Origin of the sequence: Bosea sp. OAE506 (genome assembly GCF_040546595.1) — a bacterium.
In the GTDB taxonomy this organism is placed as follows: Bacteria; Pseudomonadota; Alphaproteobacteria; order Rhizobiales; family Beijerinckiaceae; genus Allobosea.
This window is the reverse complement of sequence record NZ_JBEPOB010000001.1, coordinates 217774-239650: the sequence shown is the minus strand read 5'-3', so window position 1 is coordinate 239650 and position 21877 is coordinate 217774. Positions and strand designations below refer to the sequence as shown.

Annotated in this window: 16 protein-coding genes; 6 read left to right on the top strand and 10 right to left on the bottom strand. The window is 68.6% G+C overall.

Annotation, left to right across the window (positions count from 1 at the left end; translation table 11 throughout):
- Window positions 1-35: 35 nt before the first annotated feature.
- From treY to katG, 4 genes are all read right to left on the bottom strand, one after another.
- Window positions 36-2867, bottom strand: a complete 2832-nt coding sequence (gene treY, locus ABIE41_RS01215; protein ID WP_192643031.1) for a malto-oligosyltrehalose synthase — start codon at window positions 2865-2867, stop codon at window positions 36-38.
- Window positions 2864-4657 carry a malto-oligosyltrehalose trehalohydrolase gene (treZ, locus tag ABIE41_RS01210; protein WP_192643030.1) on the bottom strand — a complete coding sequence of 598 codons (1794 nt, stop codon included), beginning with the start codon at window positions 4655-4657 and terminating at the stop codon, window positions 2864-2866. Before treZ ends, treY begins: the two co-directional genes overlap by 4 nt.
- Before the next feature lie 135 nt (window positions 4658-4792).
- Entirely contained in the window at window positions 4793-5155 is a 363-nt protein-coding gene (locus ABIE41_RS01205; RefSeq protein ID WP_192643029.1) for a thiol-disulfide oxidoreductase DCC family protein, read from the bottom strand.
- Window positions 5156-5319: 164 nt separating this feature from the next.
- Window positions 5320-7491 (bottom strand): catalase/peroxidase HPI, encoded by a 2172-nt coding sequence (gene katG, locus ABIE41_RS01200; protein WP_192643028.1) that lies wholly within the window; start codon window positions 7489-7491, stop codon window positions 5320-5322.
- Window positions 7492-7617: 126 nt separating this feature from the next.
- On the opposite strand from katG, the gene ABIE41_RS01195 reads away from it, so the two are divergent.
- The gene (locus ABIE41_RS01195) at window positions 7618-8550 is read left to right on the top strand and encodes a hydrogen peroxide-inducible genes activator (protein ID WP_192643027.1); all 933 of its coding nucleotides are present in this window, start codon (window positions 7618-7620) and stop codon (window positions 8548-8550) included.
- 17 nt (window positions 8551-8567) lie between these two features.
- Here the strand turns inward: ABIE41_RS01195 and ABIE41_RS01190 are convergent, their stop codons facing one another.
- Together ABIE41_RS01190 and ABIE41_RS01185 are read right to left on the bottom strand one after the other, a co-directional pair.
- Entirely contained in the window at window positions 8568-9791 is a 1224-nt protein-coding gene (locus ABIE41_RS01190; RefSeq protein ID WP_192643026.1) for an FAD-binding domain-containing protein, read from the bottom strand.
- A gap of 90 nt (window positions 9792-9881) precedes the next feature.
- Complete coding sequence (locus tag ABIE41_RS01185) at window positions 9882-10937, bottom strand: LacI family DNA-binding transcriptional regulator (protein WP_192643025.1); 1056 nt, start codon at window positions 10935-10937, stop codon at window positions 9882-9884.
- Between the two features lie 119 nt (window positions 10938-11056).
- Here ABIE41_RS01185 and ABIE41_RS01180 point away from each other — a divergent pair, with 119 nt between their 5' ends.
- The 4 genes from ABIE41_RS01180 (at window position 11057) to ABIE41_RS01165 (ending at window position 16009) form a co-directional block, all read left to right on the top strand.
- Window positions 11057-12076, top strand: a complete 1020-nt coding sequence (locus tag ABIE41_RS01180) for a TRAP transporter substrate-binding protein (RefSeq protein WP_192643024.1) — start codon at window positions 11057-11059, stop codon at window positions 12074-12076.
- Between the two features lie 110 nt (window positions 12077-12186).
- Window positions 12187-12726, top strand: coding sequence for a VOC family protein (locus ABIE41_RS01175; RefSeq protein ID WP_192643023.1), 540 nt, complete (start codon window positions 12187-12189; stop codon window positions 12724-12726).
- Between the two features lie 210 nt (window positions 12727-12936).
- On the top strand, window positions 12937-13812 hold the full coding sequence (locus ABIE41_RS01170) for an SDR family oxidoreductase (RefSeq protein ID WP_465247106.1): 876 nt from the start codon (window positions 12937-12939) through the stop codon (window positions 13810-13812).
- Between the two features lie 115 nt (window positions 13813-13927).
- On the top strand, window positions 13928-16009 hold the full coding sequence (locus ABIE41_RS01165; RefSeq protein WP_192643021.1) for an ATP-dependent helicase: 2082 nt from the start codon (window positions 13928-13930) through the stop codon (window positions 16007-16009).
- 46 nt (window positions 16010-16055) lie between these two features.
- On the opposite strand, the gene ABIE41_RS01160 is transcribed toward ABIE41_RS01165, so the two are convergent.
- Complete coding sequence (locus ABIE41_RS01160) at window positions 16056-17585, bottom strand: PAS domain-containing protein (RefSeq protein ID WP_192643020.1); 1530 nt, start codon at window positions 17583-17585, stop codon at window positions 16056-16058.
- Between the two features lie 390 nt (window positions 17586-17975).
- On the opposite strand from ABIE41_RS01160, the gene ABIE41_RS01155 reads away from it, so the two are divergent.
- Window positions 17976-18539: a hypothetical protein gene (locus tag ABIE41_RS01155; RefSeq protein ID WP_354191562.1), complete on the top strand. Its 564-nt coding sequence runs from the start codon at window positions 17976-17978 to the stop codon at window positions 18537-18539.
- A gap of 26 nt (window positions 18540-18565) precedes the next feature.
- Here the strand turns inward: ABIE41_RS01155 and ABIE41_RS01150 are convergent, their stop codons facing one another.
- From ABIE41_RS01150 to ABIE41_RS01140, 3 genes are read right to left on the bottom strand one after another with little or no spacing between them, the layout of a single operon-like run.
- Window positions 18566-19267, bottom strand: a complete 702-nt coding sequence (locus ABIE41_RS01150) for a response regulator transcription factor (protein WP_192643018.1) — start codon at window positions 19265-19267, stop codon at window positions 18566-18568.
- On the bottom strand, window positions 19264-20889 hold the full coding sequence (locus ABIE41_RS01145; RefSeq protein ID WP_210320948.1) for a sensor histidine kinase: 1626 nt from the start codon (window positions 20887-20889) through the stop codon (window positions 19264-19266). The genes ABIE41_RS01150 and ABIE41_RS01145 overlap by 4 nt, the downstream gene beginning before the upstream one ends.
- A 53-nt stretch (window positions 20890-20942) precedes the next feature.
- Window positions 20943-21833 (bottom strand): LysR substrate-binding domain-containing protein, encoded by an 891-nt coding sequence (locus ABIE41_RS01140; RefSeq protein ID WP_192643017.1) that lies wholly within the window; start codon window positions 21831-21833, stop codon window positions 20943-20945.
- Window positions 21834-21877 lie beyond the last annotated feature (44 nt).

Sequence of the window (21877 nt, the reverse complement as noted above, 5' to 3'; positions counted from 1 at the left end):
GACGGGCGCCCGCCAACAGGCGGGCGCCGATCCCGTCAGCGCTTTCGCAGCACCGCGACCGGCAAGACCGCCAGCACCTCGGCCATCGCCAATCCCGCGTCACCGGCCGAGATCCGGCGGCCTGTCAGCACATCCTCCCACTCGCCCGTGGCTGGCACCGTGACGTCTTCCCAATGAGGCCCGAGCGGTAGCGCAGCGGCGTCTTCGCCACCCGCAATCCGGCTCGCCAGCACCATCAGCGCCCCGGCCCCGTCGCGGCGCACGAAGCCGACGAGATCGCCCGCGCGCGCTCCCTCAAGCTCCAGCGGCTCGTAGTCGCCCTCCGCATAGAGACGGGGCGAGGCGGCACGGTCCGCGAGCAGCGCCGCGACGACGCGCTGCTTGATCCGCCCGTCCGGCCAGGCGGCGAGCAGGGCGGCCGCATGTGCGTCGTCCGCCAGCGCACGCGCCCTCGCGTCGTAATCGACCGGGCGGCGGTTGTCGGGATCGACCAGCGAGAGATCCCAGAACTCGGTGCCCTGGTAGAAGTCCGGCACGCCCGGCAGTGTCAGCTTTAGAACCGTCCGGCTCAAACCGCGCACCATGCCGCGCTGCGCGATCTCGCGCGCCAGCGGCCGGTAGGTCTCGAGGAAGGGGCTGCCCTGCGCCAAAGCCGAGGCGATCAGATCCTTGGCCGCCTGTTCATAGGCCTCCTGCGGGTTGACCCAGCTCGTCCGGCGCTTGGCTTCGCGCAGCGCCTTCTCGACCCAGGCCTGCATCCGCTCGCGAAAGGCGTCGAGCGCCGCCTCATCGTCGGATTCCAGCAGCTCGACAGGCCATGACGCCAGCAATTGCTGGAGAACGAACTGCCGGTCATTCGCATCCGGCCTGGCCCGGTCGGGCGCCAGTTCCAGGCTGAGCGCGCGCCAGCGCCGGCTCGCCTCCGCCCAGCGCTGCGGCATCTCCGTCAGGGACAGGAGGCGGGCACGCCCGTCTTCGCCGCGCTTGGTGTCGTGAGTGGCGGTGGCGATCATCGCATGCGGCCAGGAGCGGCGACGCGCCACGTTGGCCGCGTGGAAATCCTCGGCAGAGACGCCGTGATGGCTCGGCTCGCCGCCGACCTCGTTGAGAGCGAGCAGCGGGCCGAAGCGGTAGAACAGCGTATCCTCCAGGCTCTTGGCGGTAACCGGGCCGCTGAGCTGCTGGAAACGGCGGCGGAAGCGCTCCAGATGCTCGGCCGGGGGCGGGGCGGTCATCGCCTCCCCGGCCTCGCCGAGCAGGAGTGCGGCGACGAACCGGTGCAGGGACGTATCCGGCATCGGCGTGCCGGCGATGGCGGCTGCCACCGTCTCCTCGATCAGCGTCCGGTCCTCGGGCGATGGCTCGCTGGCGATGTAGCTGCGATAGACCGGCAGGCGCTCGATGATCTCCGTCAGCACCTGGCGCATGGCGTGGATCGTGTAGTCGCGGCTGCGCCGGTCGGCATGGGCGAGCCGGGCGAGATCCGACACCAGCACTTCCAGCTCACTGGCGAAGCTGGCATGCAGCGTCTCGCGCTTCGCCCGTCGCAGCAACTCCTCGAAGTCGTCGTGCTGGCCGGTGATCTCGCGATAGCTCTCTTCGATCGCCGCCGCTCCGGTGCGGTCGAGCAGGATGCCATCGATCAAGTTGAGCACCTCGTAGCCTGTGGTGCCCGACATCGGCCAGGGCCGCAGCGTCTCGCCATGGCCGAGGATCTTCTCGACGAGGATGTAGAAGCCGGGCCCGGCCTGCGCCTGCAGCGCCCGGACATAACCCTCCGGATCGGCAAGGCCGTCGATATGGTCGATGCGCAGACCCTGGATTCGGCCGGCCCGCACCAGATCGAGGATCAGCGCATGGGTCCGTTCGAAGACGGCCGGCTCTTCGACGCGCACCCCCGCCAGCGTGTTGATGTCGAAGAAGCGGCGATAATTGATGTCGCTCGCCGCGACGCGCCAGTTGGCCAGCCTGTAGCTCTGCATCTCGAGGATGCGGTGCAGGGTGTCGAAGCTTTCCCTTATGCCCTTGACACCGTTGACGAGATCGAGCGCCCTCTCGGTCGCCTCCGTCAGCTCCGGCGAATCCGCGAAGACCCGCTCCAGCCGCTCCTTGAGCGCCTCGCACTCGGCGACGAGTCCGTCCGCCCCCGCGCCGGCAGGGTTCTCCGACAGCGTCCGCAGTCGCGACGAGATCGCCAGCAGTTCCCGATAGTCCGGCCTCGCATGATCGGCGACCAGCACGAGAACGCGGTCGAGCAGGATCGGATAGCTCGGTGGGCTGATCGGGAAGCGGTGCTCGAAATGCCAGATGCTGAAGCCGCCCACGGTTTCGTCGCGCTTCAGCGTCAGCTCGCCCTCTTCCAGCGCGTCCCCATAGCGCTTGCCGAGGAAGGGCAGCACCAGCTTGCCGTTGGCGCCCAGCCGCTCCCAGTCGATGTCGAAGGCGATGGCGTGGGGCGAGAGCTGCCCCCATTCGATGACCGACAGCCACCAGGCGTTGTCCGCGCCACCGATGCCCATATGGTTGGGCACGATGTCGAGGATCAGACCGAGATCGTGCTGCTTCAGCGCGTCAGAGAGCCGCGCGAAGCCCTCCTCGCCGCCCAGTTCCGGATTGATCCGGGTGTGGTCGACGATGTCGTAGCCATGGGTCGAGCCCGGCCGCGCCGTTTGCACCGGCGAGGCATAGACATGGCTGATTCCCAGCAGTGCGAGATAAGGCAGGATCGCGACCGCGTCGTCGAAGGTGAAGCCGGCATGGAACTGCAGGCGATACGCCGCCCTTGGCGGGGGCGCCGCCAGGGCCGTGACTTCGGCCGCTTCGCTGATCGGGTTGTGAGTCAGGGCACTCTCCTGATGCGGGTTCATGAACGGGCCACCAGGAAGGCGCCCGTCCAGGGCTGAAGGCGGATTTCGGCTCCGGGTTCGATACCGGGGCTGGCCCAGATCAGGCTCGACGAGCCAGGACCCTCCACGACCGCTTCGCTGTCGCCGAAATGAGCCACGAAGCGCAGCGTCCCGCGTTCGAAATCCCAGCGGATGTCGAGCGTGTCCGGCGCGGGGCGTTGGCACGTCGCACCGTGAAACCGTAACTTCGTCACCGGCACGACCTGCTCCTGCCTCAGCCGCAGCAGGGCCTGGGTTTCCGCCAACACAGCAGCATGGGGAGGGCGCTCGATCTCCGCCCAGTCCAGGCGCGAGCGGGCGAAGGTTTGCGGGTCGGTCGGGTCGGGCACCTCTTCCGCCGCAAAGCCGCCGAAACCGCCGAATTCCCGCCGCCGCCCGTCCCTGACGGCACGCGACAGCTCCGGATCGGCGAAATCGACGAAATACTGGAACGGCGCCGAAGCCTGCCACTCCTCACCCATGAACAGCATCGGAATCTGCGGGGAGAGCAGCAGGCCGGCGCGTGCCAGCGCGAGTTTCGCCGGCTCGGTCAGCGCGCCGATACGCTCGCCCTGAGCCCGGTTGCCGACCTGGTCGTGGTTCTGCAGGAAGTTGACGAAAGCCGAGGGCGGCAGATGGGCGGAAGGCTCACCACGGACCGCACCCTCATGCGCCGAGAACTCGCCCTGATAGGCGAATCCCTCGGCGAGGCAGCGGCCGAGATGCCGGGCCGGATCGTCGTAATCGGCATAATAGCCGTCGCTCTCGCCGGTGAGCAGCCGGTGCCAGGCGTGGTGGGTGTCGTCGGTCCACTGCGCATTGTGCAGGTTCGGGCGCCCGGTCTCGTCACGTTCGAGCCAGCGCGCCTCGTTGGCGGCGTTTTCGAGAACGAGGTGGATCTCGCGCCCGGGCAGCCCTTCGCGGACGCGCTCGGCCAGTTCGCCGATGACGTGCCGGCTGCTGTCGTCGGCGATGGCGTGGACGGCATCGAAGCGCAGGCCGTCGAAATTATACTCCTCCAGCCAGTAGAGCGCGTTTTGGACGAAGTAGTCGCGCACCACGGCGGCGGCCTCGCCGTCGAAATTGATGCCGGCGCCCCAGGCCGTCTCGTGCCGTTCGGTGAAGAAGGAGGCAGCATAGTTGGGCAGATAGTTTCCGGACGGGCCGAAGTGATTGTAGACCACGTCGAGGAAGACCATGATCCCACGGCGATGCGCCTCGTCGACCAGACGCTTCAGCTCCTCGGGCGTGCCATAGGCATGGTCGGGGGCGTAATGCAGCACTCCGTCATAGCCCCAGCCGCGGTCGCCCGGAAAATCCGCCACCGGCAGCAGTTCCAGCGCGGTGATGCCGAGATCGCGCAGATGGTCGAGCTTTGCCGTCAGCGCCACGAAGGTGCCTTCCGGCGTCGCCGTGCCGACATGGGCCTCGTAGAGGACCGTCTCCTCCCAGGGGCGCCCGCGCCATTCGCCGTCGCTCCAGGCGAAGGCGCCGGGATCGATCACCTGGCTCGGCCCCTCGATGTCATCTGGCTGGAAGCGCGAGGCGGGATCGGGAATCGAAAGCCCGCCCTCGATGCGGAAGCGATAGAGTGATCCCGGGCGCGCCTGGGGATCGAGCAGGCGGTGCCAGCCCTCGGCCGCCGCGGTCATCGGCCGCTCGGACCCGTCGATCAGCAAGGTGACCTCGCGCACCGACGGCGCCCAGAGCGAGAATTCGACTCCCCCATCGGTGATCCGGGCCCCGAAGGGCATGGTGTGGGCGCGGTGCATGCGGAGGAATCCTGTCAGGCTGGAGGAGCCCTTTCGGCTCCGACCAGACCAACACGGCATCGCAGGCCGGGTTCCGCGCCCGGCGTCTCCCGCTACAGCTTTGGGATGCTCCCCGCGCGCGGACGCGGCTGTCGCTCAGGCCTTCGCCTCGCGGGCGCCGGCCCAGCGCTGCAGCGTCGGGCGATGGCGCAGGAAGCGCACATAGAGCCATTCCAGGACAGACCCGACATGGCGGTTGCGTGCTGCGAGGCCCAGCGGACGCAGCAACGGGATCGCGCGCCACATCGCGGCGAAGGCGGCGGCGCCGGAGAGCAGCACGCCGTGTTCCTGCGCATGAAAGCGCGCGAGCAGGGCGCCCCGGTCGATCGGGCACTCGGTCTCGTCGGCGGCGACGTCGAGGAAGGTGATGCGGCCGGCGCGGTCGAGCCGCTTCATCGCCGCGATCTCGCGGCGGCAGAGCGGACATCCGCCATCGAACCAGACGATCAGAGCTGTCATGCCCCCGATATCGGCCCGCTGCGCGGCAGCCGCAAGCGCGCGAAGCGCCCCTGGGCGCCGATGCCGCAGCCAGATGGGGGGAGAGCGGCTGTCCACCAAAGAAAATCCCCGCGCCGGGGAGGCGCGGGGACAGTGTGGCCGCGGCGGCGGAACCGCCGACGGGCTCAGTTCAGGTCGAAGCGGCCGGCGTTCATTACCTTGGCCCAGGCGGCCACGAAGTCCTTCACGAACTTCTCCTGGCCGTCATCCTGGGCATAGACCTCGGCATAGGCGCGCAGGATCGAGTTCGAGCCAAAGACGAGGTCGACGCGCGTCGCCGTCCACTTCACCGCGCCGCTCTTGCGGTCGACGAGGTGATAGAGGTTCTTGCCGACCGGCTCCCAGCGATAGGCCATGTCCGTCAGCCCGACGAAGAAGTCGGTCGTCAGCGCGCCGACGCGGTCGCTGAAGAGGCCGTGCTTCGTTCCGCCATGGTTGACGCCGAGCGCGCGCAGACCGCCGACGAGGACCGTCATCTCCTGAGCCGTCAGGCCGAGCAGCTGGGCCCGGTCGAGCAGCATTTCCTCGGGGCTGACGGTGTAGTCCTTCTTCAGCCAGTTGCGGAAGCCGTCGGCAAGCGGCTCCAGCGCCTTGAAGGAATCCGCGTCGGTCTGCTCGGCGGTGGCATCGCCGCGACCGGCCGCGAAGGGCACCGCCACGTCGAAGCCGGCCGCCTTGGCAGCCTGCTCGACCGCATGGCTGCCCGCCAGCACGATCACGTCGGCGACGCTCGCCCCGGTCTCAGAGGCGATGCCTTCCAGCACGCTCAGCACGCGCGCCAGCCGCGCCGGCTCGTTGCCCTCCCAGTCGCGCTGCGGGGCGAGGCGGATGCGGGCGCCGTCGGTGCCGCCGCGCATGTCGGAGCCGCGATAGGTGCGGGCGCTGTCCCAGGCGGTCGCGATCATGTCGGTCGCGGAGAGGCCGCAGGCCGCGATCTTCGCCTTCACCGCCGCGACGTCGTAGTCGCGCCGGCCGGCGGGAACCGGATCCTGCCAGATCAGGTCCTCGGCCGGGACGTCGGGCCCGTAGTAGCGGACCTTCGGCCCCATGTCGCGATGGGTCAGCTTGAACCAGGCCCGTGCGAAGGTCTCCGAGAAATAGGCGTGGTCGCGGTGGAAGCGCTCGCAGATGGCGCGGTAGGCCGGGTCCATCTTCATCGCCATGTCGGCGTCCGTCATGATCGGCATGACGCGGATCGAGGGATCCTCGACATCGACCGGCATGTCCTCCTCGCGGAGTTTGATCGGCATCCACTGGAAGGCGCCGGCGGGCGACTTCTTGAGCTCCCACTCATAGCCGAAGAGCAGGTCGAAATAGCCGTTGTCCCACTGCGTCGGATGCGTGGTCCAGGCGCCCTCGATACCCGAGGTCACCGTGTTGCGGCCGACAGAGCGGGTCTCGTGGTTCATCCAGCCCAGGCCCTGCTCGGCGAGGTCGGCGCCCTCAGGCACGGGGCCGAGCTTCGCGGCGTCGCCATTGCCATGGGTCTTGCCGACGGTGTGGCCGCCGGCGGTCAGCGCCGCGGTTTCCTCGTCGTCCATCGCCATGCGGGCGAAGGTCTCGCGCACATGCGCCGCCGTGCGCAGCGGATCGGGCACGCCGTTGACGCCCTCGGGGTTCACATAGATCAGCCCCATCTGAACCGCGGCGAGCGGGTTCTCCATGGTGGAGGCGTCCATGATGTCTTCGTAGCGGCCGTCGGAGGGCGCCAGCCACTCCTTCTCCGCGCCCCAGTAGATGTCCTTTTCCGGGTGCCAGATGTCCTCGCGACCGAAGCCGAAGCCGAAGGTCTTCAGCCCCATCGACTCATAGGCGATGTTGCCGGCGAGGATCAGCAGGTCGGCCCAGCTGACCTGGTTGCCGTACTTCTTCTTGATCGGCCAGAGCAGGCGGCGGGCCTTGTCGAGATTGGCGTTGTCCGGCCACGAGTTGAGCGGCGCGAAGCGCTGGTTGCCGGTGCCGCCGCCGCCGCGCCCGTCCGCCAGGCGGTAGGAGCCGGCCGCGTGCCAGGCCATGCGGATGAACAGGCCGCCATAATGGCCCCAATCCGCCGGCCACCACTCCTGGCTGTCGGTCATCAGCGCATGCAGGTCGCGCTTCAGCGCGGCGACGTCGAGCGTCTTCAGCGCCTCGCGATAGCTGAAGCCCTTCAGCGGATTGGTCTTGCTGTCGTGCTGGTGGAGGATGTCGAGGTTGAGCGCGTTCGGCCACCAGTTCATGGCCATGCCGTCCGCCCGCGTATTCGCGCCGTGCATCACCGGGCATTTGCCCTTCGGCGCCGTGTTCAATCCGTCCATTGCAAATCTCCCCACTCGGTACCGTCATCCGCGAGCCGTCGCGGACCGGTCAGCTGGGGTGGGACCTAGCATGCGAACGTGATAAAATTAATTTTGAATTTGTAATTGGCATGATGAGAAAAACCTATGGCGTCACTCTCCATCCGCCATCTGCGCTATTTCGATGCGCTCGCCCGCCAGGGCCATTTCGGCCGCGCCGCCGAACATTGCGCCATTTCGCAGCCGGCCCTCTCGCTGCAGATCAAGGATCTCGAGGACAGTCTGGGCGTCACCCTCGTCGAGCGCAGCGCCAAGCAGATCCGGCTGACCGCGCTGGGCGAGGAATTCGCCCTGCGGGGACGTGACATCCTGCGGGCGATCGACGAACTCGCCGATCTCGCCCGCGCCTCGCGCGGCCCCCTGGCCGGGCGGCTGCGCCTGGGCATCATCCCCACGGTCGCGCCCTATCTGCTGCCGAGGCTGATCAAGGGCCTCGTCGCCCGCTATCCCGAGATCGAACTCAATCCCCGTGAAGCGCTGACGCGGCTCTTGCTGGAGGATCTGGTGGGCGGGCGGCTCGATGCCGCGATCGTCGCCCTGCCGGCCTCCGAGCCGTCCCTCGTCGAGACGGCCCTGTTCGAGGAGGAGTTCGTGCTGGTGCGCTCGCGCGACGACGCAGGACGGCCCGTGCCGAGCACGACGATGCTGCGCGAGATGCGCCTGCTGCTGCTGGAGGAGGGGCACTGCTTCCGCGACCAGGCGCTCGAGGTCTGCAACATCGGCGCGCGCGCCCCGCGGACCCTGATGGAGGGCAGTTCGCTCTCGACTCTGGTCCAGATGGTGGGGGCGGGCATCGGCGTGACGCTGATCCCTGAAATGGCTGTGGCGGTCGAGATCCGCAGCGCCGCCGTGTCCGTGGCCAGGCTGGAGGCCCCGCGCCCGACGCGCACCATCGGCATGGTCTGGCGCAAGACCAGCCCGCTCGCACGCCAGCTGGCAGAGATCGCGGCCATGGTGGGCGAGGCCGGTCGCGCCGCCATGCATGATGCCGGAGCTGCCTTCCGGCCGCCCGGCGGCTGAGGCCGCGGTTGTCGCGGTCAGTCGCCTCCGACGCGGCCGAGGATGGCCGGGATCTGCTGCTTGACCTTGAAGAACCCGGCTGTGGCATGGGGCCAGATCGCAGCATCCCACTCCCGCCGCCATTCGCAGAGCGTGATGCCCCGCGCCTCCAGCAGCGGCGCCGCCTGGGCCAGCCAGTCATGCAGGGGGCCCCGCGTCACATAGCCCGTCGCGATCTGCGTGACGCCGGCGGCGGCGGCCCAATCGACGAGCGTCTCGGGTGTCGCGGCCTGCAGGGCCACGGCTTCGAACCCTGTCCTCGATGCGGCATCGGCGAGCGCCTCGGCTTCGAAGCGCGCGACGGCCTCCGCCACCGGGCGCGGCGAGCGCAGCGGGCTGGCGGCGAGCGTCGCCGCAGCGCGGATATCGAAGCCGGCGAGGTCGTGTTCGTCCAGCCGGCAATCCTCTTCGGTGATCAGCAGGGCCGTCGGCCGGCCGGCCTGCGGCGGCGCCACGCTGCGCAGCGGCTGCGGCGCCGGCAGCCCCTCCGGCTCCTCGTCCTCGATTCCGGCGACGACTTCGGCCAGTTCAGTGTCCGCGGGCGTGAAGCGCCCCTCGGTGAAGCGGGCGATGTTCCAGGCCTGTGCCTGGTAGAACTTGCCGCGCGTGTGCAGTCCGCCGACCCAGCGCCAGCTCAGCGTGTTGGAGGCCGGATCGCCATCGAGCAGATGCCGCAGGAAGAAATCGGCCCCCAGACGCCAGGGCAGCCTGAGCGTGAAGATCCAGATCGAGGCGAACCACATGCGCGCGTGGTTGTGGAGATAGCCGGTCGTCGTGAGCTCCTGCGCCCAGGCGTCGAAGCAGGCGAGCCCCGTGCGACCTTCCTCCGCCGCCGCGATGCGCCCCGCCAGCGCGGGATCGGAGGCGAGGGCTGCGAGATCCCGTTGCAGCCCCTGGACATAGGACGCCCAGATCTGGGGACGCCGCTCCAGCCATCCCTTGAAATAGCCGCGCCAGAAGACCTCGCTGATGAAGGCATCCGCCGCCTCGGGGCCGTGATCGGCCAGCGCGGCGCGGACCGCCTCAGGTTCGGTCACCAGCCGGCGGCGGAGATAGGGCGACAGGCGCGAGACGAAGCCGTGCCGCCCCGGGCCGCGGTCGGTATTGCGCCGTTCGGCATAGCTGCGGCCCATGAGCGGTCGAAAGGCGTCCAGCAGTCCAAGCCCTGCCTCCCGCGTCGCCACATCCTTCACCGTCGCCATCGCGCACCTCGTTCCCGTCGCGCGTCGTCTACGGCTGGCGCGGCCATCTCGGCCCATGCTGCGACGCGATGTCCCAATCGCAGGCCGCGCTCAGGGAAGGTTCTCGCGCAGCACGATCTCGGTGCGCGGCCGCTCGACCCCCTGCGTTGCGGGCAGGCCGGCGCGCAGATTGGCAAAGATCGAGACGCAGTCCATCAGCGCCGCCTGCGGGTTCTGCGTCAGCACGGCATCCATCGCGCCCTCGATCAGCAGGTCGCGCGTCGCCGGCGTCAGGCCGTGACCGACGAAGACGACCTCCTGCTGGCGGCCGGCTTCCTTCAGCGCCCGCGCGATCCCCTCCGGACCGCCGCCGATATTGTAGATCCCGGCAAGGTCGGGATGCTGCGCCAGCAGCGTCTTGGTCTGGCGGTAGTTGCGCGCCTCCTCGTCATGGCCCTCGCGCAGCCCCACGACCTGGATCGCCGGGAACAGGTCCTGGAAGAGATGCAGGAAGCCCATCTCGCGCTCCTCATGGGCGCGGTAGCTCAGGCTGCCGGCGATCATGGCGACTTTGGCCGGGCGGTTGCCGATGAAACGCCCGATCAGATATCCGGCCGTGCGCCCGGCCGAGCGATTGTCGAGCCCGACATAGGCGACGCGCCTCGTATTCGCGATGTCCGAGATCAGCGTCACGGTCGGGATGCCGCGCTCCGCCAGCCTGTCGACCGCCTCGCGCACCGTCGGATGTTCGAGCGCCATGAAGGCGATGCCGTCGACCTCGCGGCCGACCGCCTTGAGATGCTGCGCCAGCAACTCCGGCCGGAAGCTCTCGATATGCTCGACCCGGGCCCGCATGTTGAACGAGGCGAGTTGCGCCTGCGAGCCGCCGATCAGCCGCCCCAGCATTCCCAGGAAACGATTGTCCCCCGCCGGCAGGAGGAAGGCGAGCCGCAGCGGCCTCAGCGCGCTTGCCGGCTGGGCCTCGTCGATCAGATAGCCGATCTCCCCCGCGGCTCGGAGCACGCGCTGGACCGTCAGCGCCCGCACGCCCGGACGCCCGTTCAGCACGCGGTCGACCGTGGCGGTGGAGACGCCGGCACGCGCCGCGACGTCGTCGATCCGGGCCGAGCGGCTGCGCCTGGGCTTGTCATCCACCTCCAGAGTCATCGCCGGGAATCCATCAAAAACCATCAGAAACTGAGTTTGACGCCCATCATGCCCGCTTCCTATCGTCGGGGGAAGAACACCAGAACGAGCGATCGCGCAGCGATCCAAGGGAGGAAGAGATGGCCATCGTCACCCGCCGCGCGGTTCTGCGCACGCTTGCCGCCGCACCCGCCGCCATGCCGTTGATCGGCTTCCCGCACATCGCGCGGGCCGCCGAGTTCGAGCTGAAATACGGCAACAACCTGCCGCTGAGCCACCCGCTCAACATCCGCGCCCAGGAGGCGGCGGAGCGCGTCGCGCGGGAAAGCAACGGCCGGGTCGAGATCAAGATCTTCCCGAACAACCAGCTCGGCGGCGACACCGACATGCTGAGCCAGGTCCGCAATGGCGGCATCACCTTCTTCACCCCCTCGGCGCTCGTCATCGCGACGCTGGTGCCGGTGGCGGCGATCAACGCGGTGGGCTTCGCCTTCGCCGATTACGACCAGGTCTGGAAGGCGATGGACGGCAAGCTCGGCGCCCATGTCCGCGAGGCGATCTCGAAGGTGAACCTCTTCGCCTTCGAGAAGATGTGGGACAACGGCTTCCGGCAGATGACCACGTCGGGCAAGGCGATCGAGCAGGCGAAGGACATGACCGGCCTGAAGATCCGCGTGCCGGTGAGCCCGCTCTCGATTTCGATGTTCAAGGCGCTCGACGCCGCGCCGGCCAGTCTGCAGTTCAGCGAAGTCTACACCGCGCTGCAGACCCGGGTCGTGGATGCGCAGGAGAACCCGCTGCCGATCATCCAGGTGGCGAAGCTCTTCGAGGTGCAGAAGAGCTGCGCGATCTCCAACCACATCTGGGACGGCTTCTGGTTCATCGCCAATGGTCGCGCCTGGCGCGGCCTGCCGGCGGATCTCCAGAAGATCGTCGGCGACGCCATCAATGATGCGGGCGTCAAGCAGCGCGGCGACATCAAGGCTCTGAACGAGACGGTCCAGGCCGATCTCCAGTCGAAGGGGCTCGCCTTCAACAAGACCGACCCGGACAGCTTCCGTGCCAAGCTGCGCGCGGCCGGCTTCTACAAGGAGTGGCAGGAGCGCTTCGGCACCGAGGCCTGGAGCCTGCTCGAGGACGCCGTCGGCAAGCTCGCCTGACCTGCGTCGCTCCGATCACCACCGACCGGCGGGTGCCATGCCCGCCGGTGTCTCCCGACAGGCCGCGTCGCAACCGCCCCTCGCCGCCAGACCACCACAAGGATGCCCGCATGAGCCGCTTCTTCGGCCAGATCCGCCAGGCCGGCTATGTCGTGCCCGATATCGAGGCGGCGATGGACTATTGGAGCCGCGTGCTCGGCATCGGCCCCTTCTTCTACAATCCGAAGGTCCCGATCCGGAACTATCTCTACAGGGGCGAGGCCTACGAGCTTCACAACTCGGTCGCGCTCGCCAATTCCGGGCCGCTCCAGATCGAACTGATCCAGTGCCGCAACGCCGTGCCGTCCATGTACAAGGACTTCACCGATGCCGGCCATTCAGGCCTCCAGCACGTCGCCTACTGGACGGAAGACTACGACGCCGACCTCGCCCGCCTCACGGCGCAGGGCCTCGTGCCGGTGATGTCGGGCGAGGTCGGAGAGCGCGGTCGCTTCGTCTATTTCGACACGCATTACCACCCGGGCACGGTGATCGAGCTCTCCGAGGTCGCGGGCCCGAAGGGCGAGATGTTCCGGTTGATCCGCGAGGCTTCCGAGGGCTGGGACGGCCGCGATCCGGTGCGTCCTTTCCCGGACCTCTCGAAGCTCTGATCGGGCGGAAAGCCCGGATCTGCGGAACGGCCCCCTGCCGCCGACGTTGGCCTCTTAATGCTCCAGCATCCGAGAGGACCCATCATGAGCGACGACAAGACCATCATCAGCCGGCGCAACCTGGTCGGCGCGGCGGGAACCGGCATCGCCGTCGCGGCGGCCGGCAGCAGCGCCTCCGCACAGACGGCGGCGACCTCCACGGCCCAGCCGATGACGGACCCGACGACGAAATACCCCAAGCCCCCCTTCGAAAAGCAGTCCCAGCCCTGGCCGGGCCTCGCCGGCAAGATGAACCCGCGGCCCGACCATGGCGAGAAGAGCTACAAGGGCTCGGGCCGGCTCGCCGGCCGCAAGGCCCTGATCACCGGCGGTGACTCGGGCATGGGCCGGGCGGCGGCGATCGCCTATGCCCGCGAGGGCGCCGATGTCGCGATCAACTACCATCCCGACGAGGAGCCCGATGCGCGCGAGGTCGTCGACCTGATCAAGGCGGAGGGGCGCAAGGCCGTCGCGCTGCCGGGCGACCTGCGCGACGCAGCCTTCTGCGCCAGGCTGGTCGAGGATGCGGTCGCGGCCTTGGGCGGGCTCGACATCCTCGTCAACAACGCCGCGCGTCAGCAGACCCAGGCCTCGGTGCTCGACATCACGCATGAGGAATTCGACGCGACGATGAAGACCAACATCTATGCGCCGTTCTGGATCATCAAGGCGGCGCTGCCGCATCTTAAGCCGGGATCGTCCATCATCGGCACCTCCTCGGAACAGGCGACCAACCCCTCCGCCGAGCTCTACGACTACGCCCAGACCAAGGCCGCGACGACGAACTATGTGAAGTCGCTCGCCAAGCAGCTGGGGCCGAAGGGGATCCGGGTGAACGCCGTTGCGCCCGGCCCGGTCTGGACACCGCTTCAGGTCAGCGGTGGCGCGACGCAGGAGAAGCTGCAGACATTCGGCGGCAAGAGCGCGCTCGGCCGGCCTGGCCAGCCGGCCGAACTGGCCTCGATCTATGTCCAGCTGGCCGCCAGCGACGCCAGCTTCACCACCGGCGGCATCTACGGGGCCAATGGCGGCGGCACTGTCGGCTAGCGGGCGTCTGGGAGACAGCCGGGCCTTTCGCCCGGCTGTCGCTTCCGCGAGCGGCAGAGGGCGAAGCCCTCGCATGTGATTGCGAACAAAACCGGAAACTGATCGAGTCCGGTCCATGCTCGCCATCGATTCGCCGGCTCCGGCCACCGCCTATCTCGACACGCTGAATCCGGCGCAGCGCAAAGCCGTGACCCATGGCGGCGGGGCTGCCCCGGCGCCGCCGCTGCTGGTGATCGCGGGCGCAGGCTCGGGCAAGACCAATACGCTGGCCCATCGCGTCGCCTATCTCATCGTCAGCGGGGCCGATCCGCGGCGCATCCTGCTGATGACCTTTTCGCGCCGCGCCGCCGCCGAGATGACACGGCGCGTCGGGCGCATCGCCCGCAAGGTGATGGGGGAGGGCGCCAGCGCCGTCACCGACGCGCTGAGCTGGGCCGGTACTTTCCACGGGCTCGGCGCGCGCATTCTGCGCGACCATGCCGACCAGATCGGTCTCGACCCCGCCTTCACGATCCATGATCGGGAGGACGCCGCCGACCTGATGAATCTCGTCAGGCACGAGCTCGGCTTCTCGAAGACGCAGGCCCGCTTTCCGGCCAAAGGCACCTGCCTCTCGATCTATTCGCGTTGCGTCAACGCGCAGGCGCCGATCGAGACAGTGCTCACCCGTTCCTTTCCCTGGTGCGCCGCCTGGAGCGCCGAACTGCGCGAGCTGTTCGGTGCTTATGTCGAGGCCAAGCAGCAGCAGAACGTGCTCGATTACGACGATCTGCTGCTCTACTGGGCCCAGGCCATGGCCGATCCCGGTCTCGCAGCCGAGGTCGGCGAGCGCTTCGACCATGTCATGGTCGACGAGTATCAGGACACCAACCGCCTCCAGTCCTCGATCCTGCTGGCGCTGAAGCCGGATGGTCGGGGCCTCACCGTCGTGGGCGACGACGCGCAGTCGATCTACGCGTTCCGGGCCGCGACGGTGCGCAACATTCTCGACTTTCCCGCCGCGTTCTCGCCGCCGGCGGAGATCGTCACGCTCGACCAGAACTACCGCTCGACGCAAGGGATTCTCGCGGCCGCCAATGCCGTGATCGACCTTGCCGAGGAGCGCTTCACCAAGAACCTCTGGACGGATCGCGCGACGGGCGCTGCGCCCCAGCTCGTCCATGTTCGCGACGAGACCGACCAGGCGAGTTTCATCGCCACGCGCGTGCTGGAGAACCGCGAGGCCGGCGAAACGCTGAAGCAGCAGGCGGTGCTGTTTCGCGCCTCGCATCACAGCGGGCCGCTGGAGATCGAGCTGACCCGCCGCAACATCCCCTTCGTCAAATTCGGCGGGCTCAAATTCCTCGATGCCGCGCATGTGAAGGACACTCTGGCGCTGCTGCGCTTCGTCGAGAACCCGCGCGACAAGGTCGCCGGTTTCCGGCTGATGCAGCTTGTGCCCGGCGTCGGACCGACCTCCGCTCGTCGCGTGCTGGATCTCGTCGCAGCGGCGCCCGATCCCCTGCAGGCCCTGGCCCAGGCGCCGGCCCCTCCGCGAGCCGGCGAGGACTGGCCCGCCTTTCTCGACGTCCTGGATGAGCTTGCCCGCGGCCGGGCCGGCTGGCCCGGCGAGATCGAGCGGGCGCGCCTCTGGTACCAGCCGCATCTCGAACGCATCCACGAGGACGCCGCGACACGACAGGCCGATCTCGTCCAGCTCGAGCAGATCGCGGGCGGCTATCCCTCGCGGGAGCGCTTCCTGACCGAATTGACGCTGGACCCGCCCGACGCCACCAGCGACCAGGCTGGCGTACCGCTGCTCGACGAGGACTATCTCATCCTCTCGACGATCCATTCCGCCAAGGGGCAGGAGTGGAAGTCGGTCTTCGTCATGAATGTCGTCGACGGCTGCATTCCATCCGATCTCGGCGTCGGCACGACTGAAGAGATCGAGGAGGAGCGCCGGCTGCTCTATGTCGCGATGACCCGCGCGAAGGACGACCTGCACCTGATGGTGCCGCAGCGCTTCTTCACCCACGGCCAGTCCGCGACCGGCGACCGGCATGTCTATGCGGCGCGCACGCGCTTCATCCCCAATGCGCTGCTCGACCGGTTCGAGCGCACCGCCTGGCCGATCGCCCAGCCGGAGGCGGCTCGGGTGCCGCGCGAGGGTCCGCGTATCGACCTGCGCGCCCAGATGCGCGGCATGTGGCGCTGAGCCCTCGCGAGCCGGGGCGACCTCGCCATATCCGCGCTTGCCGGTCTCAGTCCAGCGAGACGCTGATATTGCGCCGGAAGAGCTCCTCGTCATCGGGCGTGCCGCTGATCTTGTCCTGGTCCGGCAGCGGCGCCACGAGCGTGAAGACCACACCCGACGCCCTGTATTGAAGGTCGCCGGTGCCGCCGAGCTCGGCGGCGAGAACCTTCTCGATCAGGCGGGTGCCGAAGCCGCGCCGGCTCGGCCGGCCGCTCACGGGTGGGCCGCCCGCCTCCTGCCAGCGGAACTCGATCATCGGCCGCGACCCATGCCGGACGATCTGCCAGTCGATGAAGACATGGCCCTCCGGCACCGAGAGAGCACCGTATTTCACCGCATTGGTCGCCAGCTCGTGCAGCGCCAGCACCATCGCCATCGCCGCCCGCGGCGGCAGGCTGAGATAGGGGCCGCCGATGCGGAAGCGCCGCGACCCCGGGATATCGAAGGATTCGGTCGCGCTGGCGACGATCTCGGCGATCGTCGCGCTCTGCCACTCCTCCCGCGTCAGCAGGTCATGGGCCGAGGCGAGCGACTGCATCCGCGCCGTCAGAACCTCCGTCGCCTCCTTCAGCGATTCGGCATGGCGCAGCGTCTGGGTCGCGATCGACTGGATCGTCGCCATCGAGTTCTTCACCCGGTGCTTCAGCTCTGCCGTCAGCAGCAGCCGCTGCTCCTCGTTGCGGCGGCTCTCGGTCACGTCCAGCGTCACGCCCGACATGCTGATCGGCCGGTCGTCGGCCGCGTAATGCGGGCGGCCGCGGGCCATGATCCAGCGCGTGTCGCCGGCCGGGGTCACGATCCGGTATTCGAGCTCGTAGTCCTCGTGGCGCGCGATCGCCTCCTGCACCGCATGCTCCATCTTCGGCCGGTCCTCGGGGAGAAGCGCCGCCAACAGATCGTCATGGTCGAAGGGCTCATCGGCACGGCGGCCGAAATTCGCCTTGCAGATGTCGGAGCAGGTCAGCCGCATATCGTTGAGGTCGAGGGTCCAGGAGCCGAGCCGCGCGGCGCGAATGGTGAAGCGCAGGCGCTCCTCCGAGAGCCTGAGATCGCGCGTGCGCCGCTCGACCTCCTTTTCGAGCTTGTCGTGGTCCTGCTGCAGCCGCACCATCCGGTCGCGCTCCAGCGTGACGTCGAACTGCGAGGCGAAGAAATAGGAGAGGTGGCCGTCCTCGTCGAAGACGGGGGAGATCAGCACGCGGTTGTGGAAGCGCGAGCCGTCCTTCCGGTGATTGATGAGCTCCATCTCGATCTGGGCCCGCCGGCCGATTGCCTCGCGCAGCCGCGCGATATCGTCGGGTGCCGTCTCCGGGCCCTGAAGGAAACGGCAGTTGCGGCCAATGACCTCCTCCCGCGTATAGCCCGTCAGCCGCAGGAAGGCGTCGTTGGCGAAGACGATGGGGTTGTCCGGCTGGTTGGGATCGGTGATCAGCATCGGCATCCGCGTGGCGCGGACGGCGGACGCGAAGGGGTCGGACGATTTGCCGATCTTCTCGATCTCCGCATCGATGCGGTTGTGTTCGGTCTGCGCGGTCATCGGAATCGAAAGCTCCGGAATCGGGACGCTGGCGGTTCGTCGTCGGGCGGGTCGGTCGGGCTTCGCGCACCGGGCGGCCGCCGACGGTGAGGCGGTCGCCCGGGATCGCGGGAGGCGACCGGAGGAAATGGGCTCGACCAGAACGCGCAGCGCCCCCCGCCCGTTCCGCAGGCCGGAGACCGTCTGATCCGCGGCCGCGGCTGACCCGACGCGTCGCTGGCCAGCCGGTTGACCATCGGCATGCGCCTCGACGGCGCGCCTTCGGTGAGGGCGACGGCGAGAATTCACGCGGCTGTCATCTCGCGTTCATGCTGCCAACAGGCGTCGCTCAGATTGGCTCGCCATCTCGGCTTCAGTGGCCAATCCGGCCCCTGGGAGATGATGATGTCCATGCATTCGACGAAGCGTTCGGTCCTGTTCGGCGCGCTTGCCCTGTCCATTCTATCCGGCCAGGCCGGCGCCTTCGATCTGCAGAACGGCGTGATCAGCGAGCAGGAGGTGCTGGGAGCCCAGAAGGCCTGGGGCGATGCGGTCGTCGCGATCGGCCGCGATCACGAGACGGGCGGCGTCGCGGCCGCGAAGGCCAAGGCCGAGGCGGCGCTCGATGGCGCCTATGGCTACCAGCTCGGCCCGGTGCTGTTCAAACCGACGTTGACCAAGCAGCCCCACACCTTCCGCACCACCCGCGAGGCCGCGCTGTCCTATTTCGTCGGCGGCAATCCCAAATTCCCCGAGGACACTGGCTTTGCCCTGAAGGGCTGGCGCAAGGTCGAGATCCGCAACGTCGCGATCCAGCTTCACGGCCAGACGGCGACCACGCTCGGCAACGTGATGTTCACCGACAAGGACGGAAAGGTGACGACGGTCGACAAGTCCTGGACCTTTCGCAAGGACGACAGGGGCGTGGTGCGGATCGTCCAGCACCATTCCTCGCTGCCCTATACGGGCAACTGAGCCATTGCCGCCGCGGGGATGGGCCGTCAGCTTTCGAGCCGATAGCCCAATCCCCGCAGCGTGCTGATCAGCGAGGTCTCCGCGGCGCGGTCGAGCTTGCTGCGGAGCCGGCGGACATAGACGTCGACGACATTGGTGAGGGGGTCCTCGTCCACTCCCCAGACATTGGCGAGAATCCGTTCGCGGCTCAGCACGCGGCCGGGCGCGGACATGAACAGCTCGAGCAGGGCCAGTTCCCGCGCGGTGAGCGAGATCTCCTCGCCGTCGCGGAACACCCGCATCGTCGCCCGGTCGAGTTCGAGGCATCTGACCACGAGGCTGCGGTCCGCCACGGGCCTGATGTCCCGCGAGCGGCGCATCAGCGCCTCGATCCGGGCCAGCAATTCGTCGAAGGCGAAGGGCTTGACCATGTAGTCGTCGGCGCCCATGCGCAGGCCGGAAATCCGGTCACTGACGGCACCCAGCGCGGTCAGCATCAGGATCGGCGTCGCGATGCCGCCGGCCCGCAAGGTCTGGCAGACCTCGATGCCGTTGATGAAGGGCAGCATCAGATCGAGCAGGATCACGCCGCTCTGCTCGAGCTCGCGCCAGCTCGCCGCGAGTTCGCGCGCCTGCTCGATCCCCGAGGGGCCGTCGCGGGCGACATGGACGCGATAGCCTTCGCCCCGCAGCCCCCGCTCCAGGAAATCCGACACGCGCGGGTCGTCTTCGACGATCAGGACGTTCACGCAGATTGCTCCCGGGGAAAAGCCTGCCCCTCGCCGATGATCGGGAAGCGGAGCGTCACCGTTGTGCCTTCGCCGAGGCGGCTGTCCAGAACGATCGTGCCCTCCTGGCGCTCAGTGAGATGCCGTGCGATGGCGAGGCCGAGGCCCATCCCGTTGGGCCGATGGCTGCGGGCATTGCCGGCACGGTAGGTTCGCTCGAAAACCCTGTCGAGATCGTCGGCCGCGATCCCGATGCCGTCATCGACGATGTCGAGGCGCCATTGGCCTGCCCCGGCGCCGCCGCTGTCGGCCTGGCTCGCCACCCGCACCCTGCCTCCCGGATGCGAGTAGCGGACCGCATTGTCGAGAAGCAGGGTGATGATCTGCTGCAGCCGGACGGGATCGCAAAACAGCGTCGCCGGCGTGTCCACCTCGGTTTCGAGCCGGATTTGCCGCTGTTGCGCCGCCGAGGTGACGGTGACGAGCGCCTCTTCGACCGGCAGCCTTGCATCGACGGGCTGCCGGTCGAGCGGAAGCGTCTCGCCGTCGCTGCGGGCCATCATGATCAGGTCGTCGATCAGCGCCGCGAGCTGTTGCGACGCCTGGCCGACGCGGGTCAGGGCGGCGCGATACTCCGCTTCGCTGCGCGCGCCCCTCAGCGTCACCTCCGCTTCCCCGCGGATCGCCGCCATCGGCGTGCGCAATTCGTGGCTGATCTCGCCGAGCAGTTGCCGGCGCCGTCGCTCGGACTGGCGCAGCCCGTCGAGCGCCTCCTCGAGCGCCGCCGTCCGTTCGGCCACGAGCCCCTCGAGTTCGCCGCGGATCCGCGCTTCCTGGTCGCGGCGCAGGCTCAGCTCCTGCGCCATCCGGTTGATGCTGGTGGCGGCTCCCGCGAATTCGTCGCGACCGCGCACGGGGATGCGGTGGTCGAGCTCCGCCCTCGCGAAGGCCTCGGCCCCGCGCACGAGGTCGTGGAGCGGCCTGCGCAGGGCGCGGGCGAAATAGACGGCGAGGCCCAGCGCCGCGAGGCCAAGAAGCACCGTCGTCGCCAGCGACAGCTGGTTGAGCCTGACCAGGGCCCGGTCCGCATCCGCCCGCCGGCTGGCGAGCAGGTCGGTCTCGGTGCGGATGCTCTCGTTGAGCACCTGGCGCAGGTCGCGCCCGGCCCCCTGGTCGAAGATGGCCTCGATCGCGGCCCAGGCGGCGAGGATGTTGCCCGAATTGCCCTGCGCGCTGATCGTGGCGATGGCGGGCTGGAGCGCGACCACGCTGGCGGCGAGAAGCTTCAGCGCCTCGTCGCGGCGCTCGTCGTCCTGCGACGCGCCGCCGGCCGAGCCGTCCAGCCTCTCCGCCTCGCGGCTGAGCTGCTGGAGGCGGCCGATGGTCTCGGCCATCCGCACCCGCAGCATCTCGCCATCGCCCGCTTCGTGGTCGGCGCCGATCAGCACGCGAAGAGACCACGCCCTCAGGCGCTGTTTGGTCGCCGAGAGATCCAGAAATCCGGACTGCAGATCGCCCGCGACCCGCCCGCGCAGCACCTGCCGTTCGGCCGTCTGCGAAATCCACGCATTGAACCCACCCTGTGCCAGGGCCAGCAGGCCCATGGCGGCGAAAGCGATAAGAAGTCGAGTCCTGAACAGCATGCGGGACAGCTTACCACAGCGTCCTCGGCCATAGCCTGCCGTCCCGAACGCGATCAGAAGGCGTGGGGCGGCAGGCCCAGTTCCGTGGTCAGCCACTGGGTGAAGAGGCGCACCGCGCGACGGGATTTGGCGACCCGCGGAAACACCAGGTAGTGGCCGGTATAGCGCACGTCGCGTGCGCGCCCGGCCAGCGGCGCGACGAGGCGGCCATCCGCGAGTTCGCGCTCGGCGAGACGCGTCGATTCGAGCGCGACGCCGAGCCCGTCGACGGCGGCCGCGATCGCCATGAAGGATCGGTCGAAGCGCGAGCCGCAGGGCGCGGGGGGGATGATCCCGTTGGCGCCGAACCAGTTCGTCCAGCGCACGCGCTTGTTGTCGCTCTCGATCAGTCTGGCGCCGGTCAGATCCTCCGGCGACGTGATCCGCGCGGCGAGTTCGGGCGCGCAGAGCGGGGTCACGGTCTCCTCGCCAAGCGGCACGACGATCAGCCCTTCCTGGCGGGGTGGGCCGTAGCAGATGTCGGCATCGAACGCGTCATGCTCGAAGCGCGGATAGTCGATGCCGGCCGCCAGGCGAACTTCCAGGCCGGGCTGCGCGATGAAGAGATGGCGCAGCCTTGGCAGCAGCCATTGGGCGGCCATCGAGGGCGCGCAATGCAGCCGCAGGAGATTGCCGGATCGGGCGCCGATGGTTTCGACGCCCTGCCGCAGCTGGTCGAAGCCCGCCGCGACATGCGCGAGCAGCGCCTCGCCCGCCCCGTTCAGGCGGACCGTGCGGCTCTGCCGGTCGAACAGGGTCGTGCCCATCAATTCCTCGAGCTTGCGGACCGCATGGCTGATCGCGCTCGGCGAGATGCCGAGCTCCTCGCCGGCGGCGCGAAACGATCCCGTCCTGGCCGCCGCCTCGAAGGCCTGCAGCGAAGACAGCGGCAAGCGGCTCATCAAAGTATCCTGTCTGCTCGGGTATCACGGTCGATGAGTGAACCAGA